Raw genomic sequence first — 15275 nt, 5'->3', positions numbered from 1 at the left:
GGTCTCACCTCAAAAAGTATTGTAACATATCGCCTATCAAAATAAGAGAAAAAAACAAAAAAGGCAGCAGCTGCCGCCTCTTCTGGATATTCCACTATCGTAGTACGGTTACGTTTAATTTGGACAGTGCACCAGCAGCAGCCTGCTGTTCCGCCTCTTTCTTAGAACGACCTGCACCGGTTCCCAGAAGCTCGCCATCCATGTGCACTTCTGCAACGAACTCTCGCTCATGTGCAGGCCCACGTTCATTCACAATCCGGTATTCCAAGGAACCCATATTATGATGTTGGGTATGCTCTTGCAATTGCGTCTTGTAGTCAATCACAAGCAGCTTGCCCTCACTTGAGATTTTGGCGAAAACATGCTTCTGTAGAAACACCTTAACCGTATCCAATCCTTGGTCTAGATATAAAGCGCCAACAAAGGATTCAAACACATCAGCCAACAAGGCAGGCCGAGAGCGTCCTCCCGTCAACTCTTCCCCTTTGCCTAGTAAGACAAAAGATCCAAAATCCAAATCTTCGGCAAATGTCACGAGCGATGGCTCGCAGACTATGGATGCCCTCAGCTTCGTTAATTCACCTTCTGAACGCCCAGGATAAGATTCATATAAAAATTCCGAAACTGTTAATTCTAGTACGGCATCTCCAAGAAACTCAAGCCGTTCGTTATCTTTATGTCCAGCAATCCGGTGCTCATTCACATAGGAAGAGTGTGTGAAAGCTTGTTTCAACAACTCCATTTTGCGAAAAGAAACACCTAACTGCTTCTGTAAATCTTTAATTTCACGGTTCACGTCGTACTTCACCACCCGGAGAGAATGATATTCCGTTATCTTTCGTCGCAGGCATGGTAATTATGCTTGAAATTTTTTCATGATGATCGTTGCATTATGACCACCGAAACCGAAGGAGTTCGACATCGCAATAGCTACGTCCGCTTCACGCGCTTTATTAGGCACATAATCCAGATCACATTCTGGATCTTGATTGTCTAAGTTGATTGTTGGAGCAATAAGGCTATTCGCAATTGTTAATCCACAAATAACAGCTTCCACACCACCAGCAGCGCCAAGTAAATGACCTGTCATGGACTTCGTCGAGCTAACTGCAACCTTGTAGGCATGCTCGCCTAGTGCTTTCTTGATGGCAATCGTCTCTGACTTATCTCCTACAGGTGTTGATGTACCGTGTGCGTTGATGTAAGAAATCGCATCAGGTGTAATCCCTGCGTCCTTAATTGCTTTCACCATACAACGTGCAGCGCCATCTGGATCTGGATCTGTCATATGATAAGCGTCGCCGCTCATGCCGTAGCCGATAACTTCTGCATAGATGCGTGCGCCACGCTTCTGAGCATGCTCGAGTGACTCCAGAATGAGTACACCAGCGCCTTCACCCATAACAAAGCCATCGCGACCTGTATCAAAAGGACGACTTGCCAAATGCGGCTCTTCATTGCGCGTTGACATTGCACGCAGTGCGCAGAAACCTGCTACACCAATCGGCGTAATCGTCGCTTCAGCACCACCACAAATCATCACGTCTGCATCGCCACGTTGTATCATTTTGAAAGAGTCACCAATGGAGTGCGTGCCGGTTGCACAAGCCGTTACAGCTGTGGAGTTCGGCCCTTTCGCACCCGTGACCATCGATACATGACCAGATGCCATGTTCGCAATCATCATCGGGATAAAGAATGGAGAAACACGTTTAGGACCCTTTTCTAACAAAATCCGATGCTGCTCTTCCCATGTATTCAAACCGCCAATGCCTGATCCAACTGAAACACCTACGCGCTCCGGATCCGTATCTTCCTTCACATTCAAATTCGCATCCTTGAGTGCATTTAAAGCACCTGCAACTGCGAATTGAACGAAACGGTCCATCCGGCGAGATTCCTTGCGATCCACATAGTTCTCAATATTGAAATCTTTGATCTCAGCGGCTATCTGTGTTGGGTATTCGCTTACATCAAAATTTTCAATCAAACCTACTCCAGATTTACCTGATGAGAGGTTTCCCCAGAATGTTTCTAGATCTTGACCAAGGGCAGTAACTACGCCCATACCTGTAATTACAACTCTGTTCATTTGTACCACCTTCTATGTAGTCATTCATATTTTTTTTAGTGAGAATGGAGAGAAGTCCCGTCTTTATTAGAAACGGGACTCTGTAGACTATTACGTATGAGATTTTATGTAATTCGTAACTTCTCCTACTGTCGTAATCTTCTCAGCATCTTCATCTGAAATTTCTAAATCGAACTCATCTTCTAATTCCATTACTAATTCAACTACATCGAGAGAATCAGCACCTAGGTCTTCTTTGAAAGATGCTTCGAGGGTGACTTCAGCTTCATCAACCCCTAGACGATCGACTACAATTCGTTTAACACGATCCAATACGTCGGACATCCGGTTCACCTCCTCATTTGGTATTATACGAGAATCTTTGACAGATTGCCAGTAGACAATTTTGAGATTCTCATTTTACAGAAACTTACATGTACATTCCGCCATCTACATGGAGCGTTTGCCCTGTCATGTAAGAGGCATCGTCAGAAGCTAAGAAGCGAACTACCTTCGCAATTTCCTCAGGCTGCCCTAGGCGTTCCAACGGAATTTGCTTCAGCATGTGTTCACGCATCTCAGTAGACAATTTGTCTGTCATATCGGTTTCAATAAAGCCTGGCGCAACGGCGTTCACGGTAATGCCACGCGAGGATAGCTCTCTCGCTGTAGCTTTCGTGAGTCCGATTACACCTGCTTTTGCTGCTACATAGTTGGCTTGACCGGGGTTACCGAGCACACCAACTACAGAAGATATATTGATAATTCGACCGAAACGCTGCTTCATCATCGGACGTGTAACAGCTTTGACACAGTTGAACACGCCTTTGAGATTAGTAGCGATCACTTGATCGAATTCTTCTTCTTTCATTCGCATGATTAAATTGTCTCTTGTTATACCCGCATTATTCACGAGAATATCAATTTTACCAAAAACTTCTAACGTTTGCTTCACAAGATCGTCAGATTCTTGATAGCTGCTCACGTCTGCGCGCAATTTAATTGCTTTGCGACCCATCGCTTCAATCGCAGCTACAACCTCACCAGCAGCGGCTTCACTACCTGCGTAGTTGACCACGACATCAGCCCCATGCTCGGCCAAATGCAAAGCTATTGCCCGCCCAATGCCACGTGAAGCTCCTGTGACTAGCGCCACTTTACCCGTTAACATGATTGAGCACCTCCTGCTTGTACTTGTCCAGCGCTTCCAGGCTGCCGATTGACACGGTTTTCACCGTTTTGTCGACTTTCTTGATTAAGCCGGCAAGCACTGTTCCCGAGCCTAGCTCGATGAACGTATCTACACCTTGGCTAATCAAGTACGTGATCGTGTCTTCCCAAAGTACAGGGGAATACACCTGCTCCACCAGCAAGCCGCGAATATCGCTCGGCTGGGTCACAGGACGAGCCGTTACGTTGGCCACAACGGGCACGGCTGCATCCTTCATCTCGATGGACGCGAGCACCTCTGCGAGGCGCTCTGAGGCTGGCTTCATGAGGGATGAGTGAAACGGCCCGCTCACTTCAAGCGGGATGGCACGCTTCGCGCCAGCTTCCTTGCAGCGCTCAACAACCGCTGCAACGCCTTCCTTACTGCCCGAGACGACAATCTGTCCCGGGCAGTTCACATTGGCGAGCTCCACGACGGAGCCGCCGCTTGTAATTGCCGTGCAAAGCTCCGACAGCGCTCCGCGCTCGGCTCCCAGCACGGCTGCCATGGCACCCAGGCCGCCAGGGACGGCCTGCTCCATGAACTCGCCGCGGGCCCGCACGGTGCGGACCGCGTCTTCGAACGCGAGCACGCCGGCTGCGACGAGCGCGCTGTACTCACCCAGACTATGTCCTGCGACATAGTCCGGGGTGATGCCAGCAGCCTTGAACGCTTCCAGACAAGCGATGCTTGTCGTGAGCAGCGCGGGCTGCGTGTGGTACGTGATCTTCAGCTGGTCCTCTGGACCTTGGAAGATCAGATCAGACAAAGAAAAACCTAGCGCTTCATTCGCGCGGTCGAAATAGTCCTTGGCTGCTGGCAACGCGCCATATAGGTCAGCTCCCATACCAACGGATTGTGAGCCTTGGCCAGGAAATACAAATGCTATTTTACCCATACGAGAAAAGGATCCCCTTCCACGATATATTCAGTCATTTTTTCACATTAAAATAAGTTCATCTAGCTACTTACCATACTAAAGCTGTCGCACCCCAAGTAAGTCCGCCGCCAAATCCAACTAAGATAAGTCGATCACCTTCGTTTAATCTGCCTTGTTCGGAAGCTTCTGCCAATGCAACTGGAATGGAAGCAGCTGACATATTACCGTACTTGTCCAAGTTAATCATACATTTGTCTTCGGACAATTCCAAGCGATTCAGTGAGGATTGAATAATTCTCATATTAGCTTGGTGAGGTACAAGCAGATCAATATCGGTTTTCTCCCAACCCGCTTTGCGAAGAGCTTCATCCGCAGCATTCCCCATAATGCGAACAGCAAACTTGAATACCTCAGCGCCCGCCATGTAGATGTAATGCAAACGTTGGTCAAGAGAGTTCTGTGAAGCCGGATTCCGGGAACCGCCGCCCTCAATTTTCAGAAGAGGACCTCCGGTACCGTCAGCGCCTAATTCGAAGGATTTGAAGCCTCTTTCTTCCGGCACTTCGCCTATGACAACTGCGCCCGCTCCATCTCCAAATAAAATACAAGTATTGCGGTCCGTGTAATCGGTAATTTTGGACAAACAATCTGCGCCAATAACAAGCGCGTATTTATATGTACCTGTAGCGATGAAATTAGCAGCATTCGCTAGTCCATAGACGAAACCTGAACAAGCTGCCGATAAGTCGAACGCCGCTGCTTTCTTCGCTCCCAGTTTCTCTTGAAGAATACATGCTGTTGATGGGAAAGACATATCTGGTGTAATCGTTGCTACAATGATCAAATCGAGTTGATCTGCAGTTATTCCTGCATTAGACAGCGCTACTTGGGAAGCTTCAAAGCAGAGATCAGACGTAGCTTGTCCTTCTGCTGCGATTCTTCTTTCACGGATGCCTGTCCGGGATACGATCCACTCATCATTCGTTTCCACCATGGTCTCTAGCTCTTGATTTGTTAAAATGCGTTCTGGTACATATTTACCCGTTCCGAGTACCCCAACTGGTATTAAGTTCATGTTGTTATATCTCGCTTCCCGCGGCTAATTTCGGCAGATATGGTGCCAACCAAATCATTTTGTAATGCGATTCTTGCTTGACGTACGGCATTCTTAATGGCATTTGCATCGGATGAACCATGACTTTTGAGGACTAGTCCATCAATACCTAGAAAAGGTGCAGCTCCATGCTCATTATAATCCAGCTTCTTACGGAATTGCGACAACCCTGGCTTTAGCACGGCTGCTGCAAGCTTGGTGAATATGGATTTCGTAAATTCCTGCTTTAAAGCTGAGAAAATGGTGGACGCAGCGCCCTCCAATGTTTTCAACATAATATTTCCAGCAAATCCATCGCAAACAATGACGTCACATTGCGCGCGCAGTACCTGCGAAGACTCGACATTACCTACAAAATAAATCGGAGCTTGTTCCAATAAAGGATATGCTGCTTTGGTTAATTCATTCCCTTTGGTCGATTCCGTCCCTACATTCAACAATCCTACACGTGGTTTGTCAACTCCATGTACTTTGGAACGATAAATGCTGCCCATAATCGCATATTGGATCAATTGTTCTGGGGTTGCATCCATATTCGCTCCTAAATCCAAGGCAAGCACGCCATGACCGTCCATCGTCGGGATCATTGGTGCTAATGCTGGTCGTTCAATACCAGGAATTCTTCCGACAACAAGCAATCCAGTTGTCATTAATGCGCCAGTATTGCCTGCAGAAATCATAGCTTCTGCTTCTTTCTCTCGAACTAGTCTTCCTGCCACAACCATGGAAGCGTCTTTCTTCCGACGAACCGCTTTAACCGGCTCATCTTCGGCTTCAATAACTTCTTCCGCGTGACGAATCGTTAGGTTATCCGGCCTCTCTGTGAGGTGAGCTTCTATCGCTGCGCTGTTACCGACTAGAATGATATGTACGTCCTTCCACTCTTTCGCCGCTGCGAGAGCACCCTCAACTACGATCTTAGGCGCATGATCTCCGCCCATTGCATCAATCGCGATCCGCATGGAGCTTGTCCTCCCTATCTAGATGTTGCTCTTTCTTCGAATGAAAGATGACAAAGTTGCCTCGAAACACCGTTTCTTCGCCCACATAAGTGAACACCTCCACACGTGCTTTCCCTTTGGAAACAGATCGCACATAGGCTTTGGCGACACACTTCTCTCCCAGCTTTACTGACCGAACAAATCGAATATCAGCCGAAGCTGTTAATGCGATCGGATCGTCGATGACAGCAACAGCCAATGAGTTGGCTTGTGAGAAAATGTGATGTCCTCTGGCAATTTTGGTTCTGGAAAAAATATGGTCTTCTTTAATTTCAAAAATCGAAATACCGCTCTGATCCAACTGTAAGTCAATGACTTCTCCAATAACTTCATCAATTGGAAGTGAACGTACAGGATCATACGTCTTGACTGCCATATGTTTCATACGTTCCCGTAATTCAGGAATACCGAGCTCTAATCGATCCAAGCGGACAGTTTGGATACTAACCCCAAACGTTCGCATCAATTCCTCATCCGTCATAAATGGGTTCGCTTCAATGGCCTGCAACAGTTGCTGCTGCCTTTGTCGTTTAGGAAGGCGTTCGATGGTAAGCACCACCTTATCTCGTGAGATCTCATCTTATTACCAGATACTAAACTGTAGTATATTAAATTTACAACCAAAAAGAAAGCAAAAAAAATAGCACCTCACCTAGGATGAAGTACTATGTCCAATCTTATGCTTTTACGATCTCTCTGCTTTTGTACGTTCCGCAAGACTTACACACGTGGTGTGCTAGCTTCAGTTCTGCACATTGTTCACATTTCACCATGCCTGGAACTTCCAATTTAAAGTGAGTACGGCGCTTGTCGCGACGAGTTTTGGACGTTCTTCTTTGAGGTACTGCCATCTTCAAAACACCTCCTTCTACGAATTTCGGCGTTGCCTTATTCTTTGTTAAAAAAGTCCGCGAGACCTGCAAGTCTAGGATCAATCTTGTCCTGCTTACAGCCGCAATCACGTTCATTGCGATTTTCTCCGCACACGGGACACAGACCTTTGCACGCTTCGTCACAAAGTGGTATGTACGGTAAACCGACCACTACATTCTCTACAACGTAAGGCTCCAAATCTACTTTATCCCCAACCACCAGATGAATATCCTCGTCTAGCTCTGGATCTTCTTCTTCCGGCTTTTGCATGAAAACTTCCTTGAATGGAAGCTTAATAGTTTGGTTAGTGTGCGTTAAGCATCGAGAACAGCTTAACTCCAAGTCTAGCGTTAACGAACCGTTAACTTTAACTACTCCATCTTCATACTTTGCATGAAGATTCGCATGAACAGGTCCATGGTTAAGTATGTCTTGACGACCTTCGAAAGGCTCCGTCAAATTCATAACTTCGCTCATAGGTACCGATTGCCCTTGCAGAGATAGCTCTCTAAAACGAATTTGCATGATATCACCCCAAACAAACAAAGATTATTATATCCATTATGCATACCTTTTGTCAATTTAAATAATATTATTTAAGCTAGTTATGACTTATTTTGGAGGCAAAGCTGCTAGATATTTCAAGGCATCTTCCATCGTGCCAATCTCGACGATTTTCATCTTCGTATTGATTTGCTTTGCTCTTTTGACCGCATCGGCATAATTCTCGATCTTGGTCCCGTCTTTATAGGTCATATTTTTGGGTGCAAAGAAAATTTCCGCCTTTTCCCGATCCGCAGCAATAATTTTATGTTGAATTCCACCAATCGGTCCTACGGTGCCATCTGCTTCAATTGTTCCCGTTCCTGCAATACGATACCCCTTCGTAATATCTTCAGGTACAAGCTGATTGAATATCTCTAATGAAAACATAAGGCCGGCTGACGGTCCTCCAATATCACCTGCCTTAATCGTCACCTGCTGATCTTCCAGATCGGCTTTTACCGATTGCATCCCCGCTGGAACGACACCAATCCCTGCCCGCTGTGCCGTTTCTCCCTCTTGAAGCGGCAGCGCCCCCAATGTCAGCGTCGTCTGCATTTCTGTTTTCTTCCTAGCATACGTAATGGAGATGGTGTCGCCTGCTTTTTTGCCTGCGAGAGAGTCTAGTAGATCCTGCGCTACTTTCACCTCTTTGTCCCCAGCCTTCAAAAGCACATCACCTGGTTTCAGTACCTTCTCACCCGATAAACCTGGGACTGTTTGAAGAACCATAACACCCTCATGTTCAATATGAAAAGGGATCTTAGCCTCCGTATATGCTGCTTGAATCGCACTGGCTTGTGAGGTTAACATGACGTATTCCTGACGCTGTGAATACTCTTGCTCGGACTCTCCTTGCTTGAGTACAGCCGTTTTGGGCTGGATTTCTTCATACGGATGAACGAGTCCTACCAAATAGTTCACTACATTAGCATCAGCTACGCGCACGGTCGTTAGCATGAGCTTCCCTTTTTCTGGACCAGTGCTCTTGGATATCGACACCATCGGCTTAATGTCTTCTGCAGTTCCCGGCATAAAAACAAAAAAAGGCAACCGCACAAAAAATAACAAATATACAATGATAATCCCTACGAGCGCAGAAACTAGGTAACGTCTCGTCGCCGAGCTTCTCGGATATCGATATGAATCATTCGACCACGTACGAATCGTGCTTTCTTCTTCCTTATCCATACAGGTTCCCCTTTCCTGTTGCTTTCACTTGTTGTTTGGCCTACCTATTCTCGATGAAAGCTTGGTCTAATCGCCTATCTACTTGCGTACAATGAAGCATGTTCGATGGACGAGGTGATGCTATGCCTAATGTAAGATTCCATGCCAAAATCACCACTTTGGTGTTGGGAGCCCTGGCTGGACTGGTCGTTATATCTGTCATTCTATTTCCCGACAAAGCTTTTCAGTCTTCTCTCGAAGGACTGACTATTTGGTGGAAGCTCGTCTTTCCCGCCTTGATGCCTTTCCTTATTATGACCGAGCTGTTGATTGGTTTCGGTGTCATTCAAGGTACAGGCGTGCTCCTAGAACCGCTAATGCGCGTCTTTTTCCGCCTTCCCGGCGTTAGTGGCTGGGCTTTGGCATCAGGCTTTGTTGTAGGATTTCCTGCGGGAGCTAGAATTACTGCATCGCTGCGCGAAAAAAAACTTCTCACACGTACGGAAACAGAGCGGTTAACGGCCCTCTCGCATTTGTGCAGTCCATTATTCCTAATCATGGTTATCGGGATTGGATTCCTTCATAACGCCAAGCTAGGGATCCTACTTGCCATTATTCATTATATTTCTGCTTTTGCAACCGGATTCTTGATGCGGCATAGCAAGCAAGCCATCGCCCCACTTGAAGCCAAAACATTAGTAACGAAACCGAAAGAAACAATTTCTATCGGGAGATCTGCCCTTATAGCCATGCGTCAAGCTTATTGGGAAGATGGGCGTACTTTCGGTAAGCTTCTCGGAGATGCAGTAACCTCCGCTGTACAAACGCTAATGTTGATTGGTGGATACATGATGATATTTTCCGTGCTCATCAACGTCATCTCTATCACTCATTTTGCCGATGCTCTTCGCCCCATCACGCAATTCCTTCTTAGCTTCATGGGTATTTTCACGGACACAACACCGCAATGGATCAAAGGATTAATGGAGATTCATCTTGGTGCCTATGCTTTTAGCCAATCAAAGGAACTCTCACTTCTGCCGCAAATGGCGCTGCTCAGTGCATTCCTCGGTTGGGGAGGTTTGTCCGCCCACGCACAGGTTGCTGGCTTCCATCAGAAAACTGACGCTAGATATGCGTTTTTCTTACAGTCCCGTGCGTTGCATGCTGTACTCGCCCTATTCACTACAATCCTGCTCTGGAAACCATTGCAATTGCTCTTCTTAGACTCAGAGCCCAGCTTTCTTCGATTAGACTTAGCGAGCAATTCAGACGCCGCGGTAGCGTTCCCCTTGAACGGCGAAACGGCATGGGGCCTATGGGGACCAATGCTGATGCAATTCCTTTTCATTTTCACCCTTATGCTGCTCTTTTCGATTGGTCTACGCTTGTTCCAGCGGAAAGTGGTGAATTAACCAAATCGCAACTTAAAATTCCTTTTGATCTAACTTCTAGGTCTGAGGGAATTTTTTGCGTAGTTCCTCTTCCACTTCTGCTGGTACCAAATCCTCGACAGGTCCATGGAATTTGGCGATCTCTTTCACGATGCTTGAACTCAAGTACGAAAACTGTGGTTTTGACGTCATAAAGAACGTTTCCACATCTGGGTTCAGCTTGTGATTGGTCGATGCCATTTGCAATTCATATTCAAAATCAGATACGGCCCGGAGTCCACGAACGATAAGTCTGACATTACGAGCTTTCATATAATTAACCATCAAATCCCGAAAACCATCGATCTCCACATTGGGAAGATCCGCGGTTACTTTGCGAAGCAGTTCCATGCGCTCTTCCAGCGTGAATAACGCATTTTTGGATGTATTGTTCAGCACCGCCACAATTAGTTTATCAAATACTTTTGCTGCTCTATGTATGATATCAAGATGACCGTAGGTAACTGGGTCAAAGCTACCTGGATATACCGCTACTGTAATGCCGTGTTCTTGCCTCATCATGCTGTTCATCTCCTTCAATTACTGAGTCCTATGGACGCGTTGTCGCGTTTAAATATGGTAACCGCCGTATCTCCATAGTCTGCTCTACGTAGCTGCTTGAAGCCACCTATCGTCTCTAGCAGTACATCCTTAGCATCGTGCTCGACTACGATCGTGGCGTCCGATTCCACAATGGCTTGTTCCTCCATCGTCGTCATCAGCTCGGCGATCCCTTTCATCCGGTAAGGTGGATCGAGAAATACAAGTTGGAACTTCTCCGCCCGCTTCGCCAGCACCTTCAACGCTCTCACCGCATCCGTACGGTAAATCTCCACCTGATCCTTCACTTTGGCGACTTCAACATTGTGCCCAATGGTGTCGATGCTTTTCTTCTCGATATCAATAAAAACCGCCTTATCCATCCCACGGCTCAGTGCCTCAATCCCTAGCCCGCCCGTGCCGGCGAACAGATCGAGCACCTGCCCTCCATCGAAATAAGGTCCGATCATACTGAAAATCGCTTCTTTCACTTTATCAGTTGTTGGTCGTGTACTAGTACCTGGTACAGCCTTTAACGACCTGCCTTTGGCCGTGCCTGAAATCACTCTCATCTGTGCGTTTCCCTTCCATGCTGGTTCATTCTTTTGCTATCGTACCACAAGCACTAATCTGACACAAAAAATTTATCCTTGCGATGTATAAATTTACCGTAAAGCGGTCATCCTTGAACTATCGACATCAGAGAATGTCGTAGACAACCGCGGAGAAGGCTTACGTTTCCCCATAAGCTCTTCATCCGGTTTCTCCTCTCCCATGAGACGGCCTTGAAAAAGGCCGTCGTTATTATTTTATAGGACAGTTTTCAGAAACCCTTATTTTATAAGGGTTTCTTCGACTATAACAGTAGCGAAATTACATATAGTACAGTGGTACAATTTTATCTTGGGGACGCTTTGGGGACGAAAATTTTCAAAGTATAAAATAATGCAACAAATGTATTCCTAACATTGCCTACTATAATCGGTTATTAAACTGTACTAAAAAGATCCTACAAATAAACAGGACCTCTTTGTTCAGTTAGTATGGATGAGAAAATACATCTCCTTAAATCCGCCTCTTCAACAAATTTCTTTAATCGAATCTGTTCAAAATCCTCTAAGTTCATCCCTTTGATTTCTCCGATCGCATAAATTTCTTCAATATATATCAGCTAATTCTTCAACATCATCATTCGATGATTATTCTCTTCTAACTCTTCTTGAAGCCCTTAAGCTTTCAATAACTCTTTCAATCAATCCACTTATCTCACCCTCACTTTTCTCTGGTTTTATTTTAGTGAATGAAATACCCAGTTTAAGGCCTTTTGGTAGGTCAACAAAAAAGGACTCCCGAAAATTCAGGAATCCTAAAAAATGGTTCTGATAGTCAATAATGTTGATTTCACCCAAAAGAAAAACTGACTCATGATAAAGCGATTATGAACCCACCCGCTTGAGGATTCAAACATAAAATTCAAATTTGGATCTTATGAGAAACTTACGGAATCCCAGTCAATCTCATCAAAGATTGAACCGACACTTTTGCTCATTTGCTTCATTTACTTCTCATAAGCTTGATTAATCTATCCCATTCCGACCGATCAATCTTTAAATCACGAACTGCCACCCTGAATCCATACTTATTAGCATATTTAACAAACATCTGATCTTCATTCAATATTTCATAGCCAATAATTCCGAATGGTTGTTTTGTCCAAGCTTCTTTTAATAGAACTTTATCCGCCACTCATATCACCAATTAACCCCTCAACGTTAACAAAAATTTTTTCAAACTTTTATATCTGAACCTCATTAATAAATATTTCAAATATGTTTGGGTTACATTGGATTAAAGAGCGACAAATAAATAAGCTCTTCAATGTGAGTGACTCTATTTCTCGTCTTTTACAATCTCAATCGGCCGTTTTACAGATTCAATGAACTTTTCAGCAAAGTCCGGATCTTCGGGGTTGAGGTTATCCATATAGGTCTCGTCAAATCCCCCAATCTCTTGCTCTTGATGTTTCGAAGTCTTCGCCATATAACCACCCCAATTCCTCAATAACGGCCAAAATAACGGCATGCGAAAAGTAAGCCTTTTGCTCTGATATCGACATTGTAGCATACTTAGATGAAGATTTTAACTGTCCGTTTATCTTTACTGCCATTGTTGCCATGACTTCATTAAATACGAGTCTATCAACCGTTTTACCCAACGTAGAAATACTACTAATACCACCATCGTGTCCTACAGCAACAGTATGGGACAGGGATGAGTAAAGTGCTAGGTTGCGCGCATCCTTAATATTGATTCTCGTCCCCTGAGGATGGTTGTGGGTCAAAATAATGGAGTCAGCTGGCGCTTCACGCAGCACAAGATCCATTTCCCGACTGAATTTAGCTTGATTGTCCCTGTTGCGCGACCTAACTTTCCAACGTATCCTCCGGAACCTTCTTAAGATCAATTTGAAAGCTCGCATTTGGGTTAAATCGGCGATTAGGAGTCCCAGGAGATTCCTCCACCTCTCCTACCTACGGCATTTTCGGCAGACTTACCGTAGGCTCAACATGCTTGCTCTCCCAGTCTTTATAAGTCATGTCACCAGGGAGATCATATGTCTTTCCTTGAGAATTGCGGGCTGCCCTCTCTTTTACGTTGTCCTCAAAGTGCGGGATATCGACTGTGCGACTTCTAGCATGAAACAGCGCGCAATTTAGCCCAGCCTGTGCTTCGGAAACTAAGAAGACACTTCCGTCCAAATGAATCGCTTCAATTGGGATGCCGCCTTCTCCAATCGTCATGCGCTTATGTTTTAAGACATCATGGTCTAATCCATAGTACTGCTCTCCAATTAGCATCAGATTCCTGAGCGGCTCTCTCTTCCAATCACTAATCTCCTGTTGAATGATTTCTTCAATCCCCATACCCACACCATTCACCCTATTGCCTATAAACATTAATCCTTCTCAGCAGGTGGTATGACCCGTCATACATCACTACATTCCCGTGTTGATTAACTGCAAAAACGTTAAATGATAGCATCCCTCCAAACGAAAACCCCATATTGGCAAAAGCACTGGCGTCGTACGTATTTGTTTTGGGGAGTTAGAGACCGGTGTTATACGCAGCAATATCTTTCAAACCAACATAAGGCTGGGTTTCACCAGTTGTCTTTACTTCCCAAATCTGTCGTTGCCCTTCGATATAGAAAGTTCCGTTATCCTCGTATACCCTCAGTATCTCTTCCTTTATGTCTATGGGAGCTACGAACCTCAGATTTCCGGATTCTTGCAGTTCAAAAATCGATTGTTTAGTTGCATCTAGAACATACATTTTGCCATCATTCTCAACGGCTGCCAGTTTCACATTGTCCTTATCAGGAGTAAAAGACATGAATACGTTTGCTTGCTGACCCGATTCGCCTGCATATATGTGAGCATGAAGAATATCGCTGAAGTAAAAATGCTGACCATCGGGAGTCACAATAAAGTTACCTGGATGATAAGTCGTTTTCCCGATTGTATATGTCATCATTCGAACATTGGGTGCAATCTCATATATGACGGTAGATACACTGGTATCAGAAGCAAAACTACTGGTAGCCATTAAATAAAGCTTTTCCAATTTAGAATCATATACAAGTTTGCGCGGCGAGAGAATACTGGCGTTAATATGCTGCTCTCCAAACTTCGGATCCATATAGTCAAAATTAAAGCTCTGATCGAAACCGCTGTACATCACTTTCATTTCACCTGTTACTTCATTATAAACACGAAGGATAAAACTCATCTCCGAAGCTGCATTTCGCTCTAAAATGTAGATCAGATCGTGATGATCGGAAGCCATACTGATCACATTCACATTAGGCCGTTCGACAAAAAAATTATTCGTAAAACCCATACTCGAAGCCGTAAGTAAGTTGTCGATACGAATCTCCGCCGCGCTCGGATGAGGCGTTGTAATCATAATGGATTTCGTTGAATCGTTGAAAGCAACTGTCTGATTCAAGTTTTCTGCAATAAAACGCAATGGCACTAGCGTCGTATTATTCATTATGACTGCTGGCTGCTCCAACGTCTTACTTTGATTATCTATACGAACAATTCTGTTATCAATGGACAGTTTTATCGAATGACCCGCATACTTGAGAGTGATTGACAGGTCTTCCGTATTCCATGTCAAATCTGCTTTCAAGGCATCTGCAATAAAACGAAGAGGAACCATTGTCGTATTATTTAACAACACAGGCGGTGTTGAAAGAGTCGTTTTCTGCCCATTTACTGCAGCCGTAACATCGTTTATGGTCAATTGAATCTTTACTCCGACCGAGCTTTTCCCATCATTGGCATAACTCGTTAGGGTATAACTATTAAGCAGTATAGCCGCAAATAACACGAATATCACACAGACCCGATACAACACATTTCTTCCCCCTATAGT

At 45.0% G+C, this 15275-nt stretch carries 17 protein-coding genes and 1 pseudogene; 1 reads left to right on the top strand and 17 read right to left on the bottom strand.

What is annotated here, in order from left to right:
• Positions 1–94: 94 nt before the first annotated feature.
• The 11 genes from rnc to ACSQ8O_RS18035 form a co-directional block, all read right to left on the bottom strand.
• Positions 95–796 carry a ribonuclease III gene (gene rnc, locus ACSQ8O_RS18085; RefSeq protein ID WP_056624838.1) on the bottom strand — a complete coding sequence of 234 codons (702 nt, stop codon included), beginning with the start codon at positions 794–796 and terminating at the stop codon, positions 95–97.
• Between the two features lie 60 nt (positions 797–856).
• On the bottom strand, positions 857–2092 hold the full coding sequence (fabF, locus tag ACSQ8O_RS18080; protein ID WP_056624832.1) for a beta-ketoacyl-ACP synthase II: 1236 nt from the start codon (positions 2090–2092) through the stop codon (positions 857–859).
• Between the two features lie 90 nt (positions 2093–2182).
• Positions 2183–2416: an acyl carrier protein gene (gene acpP / locus ACSQ8O_RS18075; RefSeq protein ID WP_028558238.1), complete on the bottom strand. Its 234-nt coding sequence runs from the start codon at positions 2414–2416 to the stop codon at positions 2183–2185.
• An 85-nt stretch (positions 2417–2501) separates the two neighbouring features.
• The gene (gene fabG / locus ACSQ8O_RS18070) at positions 2502–3242 is read right to left on the bottom strand and encodes a 3-oxoacyl-[acyl-carrier-protein] reductase (protein ID WP_436242768.1); all 741 of its coding nucleotides are present in this window, start codon (positions 3240–3242) and stop codon (positions 2502–2504) included.
• Positions 3229–4179 (bottom strand): ACP S-malonyltransferase, encoded by a 951-nt coding sequence (gene fabD / locus ACSQ8O_RS18065; RefSeq protein WP_436242767.1) that lies wholly within the window; start codon positions 4177–4179, stop codon positions 3229–3231. Before fabD ends, fabG begins: the two co-directional genes overlap by 14 nt.
• Positions 4180–4249: 70 nt before the next feature.
• The gene (locus ACSQ8O_RS18060) at positions 4250–5236 is read right to left on the bottom strand and encodes a beta-ketoacyl-ACP synthase III (protein ID WP_276574840.1); all 987 of its coding nucleotides are present in this window, start codon (positions 5234–5236) and stop codon (positions 4250–4252) included.
• Complete coding sequence (plsX, locus tag ACSQ8O_RS18055) at positions 5233–6237, bottom strand: phosphate acyltransferase PlsX (RefSeq protein ID WP_436242766.1); 1005 nt, start codon at positions 6235–6237, stop codon at positions 5233–5235. The genes ACSQ8O_RS18060 and plsX overlap by 4 nt, the downstream gene beginning before the upstream one ends.
• Positions 6221–6835: a transcription factor FapR gene (gene fapR / locus ACSQ8O_RS18050; RefSeq protein WP_164483581.1), complete on the bottom strand. Its 615-nt coding sequence runs from the start codon at positions 6833–6835 to the stop codon at positions 6221–6223. Before fapR ends, plsX begins: the two co-directional genes overlap by 17 nt.
• A 118-nt stretch (positions 6836–6953) precedes the next feature.
• A complete protein-coding gene (gene rpmF, locus ACSQ8O_RS18045) occupies positions 6954–7127 on the bottom strand; it encodes a 50S ribosomal protein L32 (protein WP_056624823.1) in 174 nt (57 codons plus the stop codon).
• A 37-nt stretch (positions 7128–7164) separates the two neighbouring features.
• Complete coding sequence (locus tag ACSQ8O_RS18040; protein ID WP_236287073.1) at positions 7165–7674, bottom strand: YceD family protein; 510 nt, start codon at positions 7672–7674, stop codon at positions 7165–7167.
• Positions 7675–7761: 87 nt separating this feature from the next.
• Positions 7762–8883 (bottom strand): SepM family pheromone-processing serine protease, encoded by a 1122-nt coding sequence (locus tag ACSQ8O_RS18035; protein WP_436242765.1) that lies wholly within the window; start codon positions 8881–8883, stop codon positions 7762–7764.
• Positions 8884–9005: 122 nt separating this feature from the next.
• Between ACSQ8O_RS18035 and ACSQ8O_RS18030 the strand changes: the two genes are divergently transcribed.
• On the top strand, positions 9006–10277 hold the full coding sequence (locus ACSQ8O_RS18030; protein ID WP_436242764.1) for a nucleoside recognition domain-containing protein: 1272 nt from the start codon (positions 9006–9008) through the stop codon (positions 10275–10277).
• 36 nt (positions 10278–10313) lie between these two features.
• On the opposite strand, the gene coaD is transcribed toward ACSQ8O_RS18030, so the two are convergent.
• The 6 genes and pseudogenes from coaD to ACSQ8O_RS18000 form a co-directional block, all read right to left on the bottom strand.
• Complete coding sequence (gene coaD / locus ACSQ8O_RS18025; RefSeq protein WP_414813329.1) at positions 10314–10826, bottom strand: pantetheine-phosphate adenylyltransferase; 513 nt, start codon at positions 10824–10826, stop codon at positions 10314–10316.
• 5 nt (positions 10827–10831) lie between these two features.
• Positions 10832–11413: pseudogene (gene rsmD / locus ACSQ8O_RS18020) on the bottom strand (16S rRNA (guanine(966)-N(2))-methyltransferase RsmD); the annotation flags it as partial.
• Positions 11414–12389: 976 nt separating this feature from the next.
• Complete coding sequence (locus ACSQ8O_RS18015; RefSeq protein ID WP_436242763.1) at positions 12390–12581, bottom strand: hypothetical protein; 192 nt, start codon at positions 12579–12581, stop codon at positions 12390–12392.
• A 247-nt stretch (positions 12582–12828) separates the two neighbouring features.
• Positions 12829–13218: a hypothetical protein gene (locus ACSQ8O_RS18010; RefSeq protein WP_436242762.1), complete on the bottom strand. Its 390-nt coding sequence runs from the start codon at positions 13216–13218 to the stop codon at positions 12829–12831.
• A 148-nt stretch (positions 13219–13366) separates the two neighbouring features.
• Positions 13367–13792: a hypothetical protein gene (locus tag ACSQ8O_RS18005; protein ID WP_436242761.1), complete on the bottom strand. Its 426-nt coding sequence runs from the start codon at positions 13790–13792 to the stop codon at positions 13367–13369.
• A gap of 148 nt (positions 13793–13940) precedes the next feature.
• A complete protein-coding gene (locus ACSQ8O_RS18000) occupies positions 13941–15257 on the bottom strand; it encodes a copper amine oxidase N-terminal domain-containing protein (protein WP_436242760.1) in 1317 nt (438 codons plus the stop codon).
• Positions 15258–15275: the final 18 nt, after the last annotated feature.

The organism is Paenibacillus sp. LjRoot56 (assembly GCF_964253335.1).
Lineage (GTDB): Bacteria > Bacillota > Bacilli > Paenibacillales > NBRC-103111 > Paenibacillus_E > Paenibacillus_E allorhizoplanae.
This window is presented reverse-complemented; position numbering and strand designations above follow the sequence as displayed.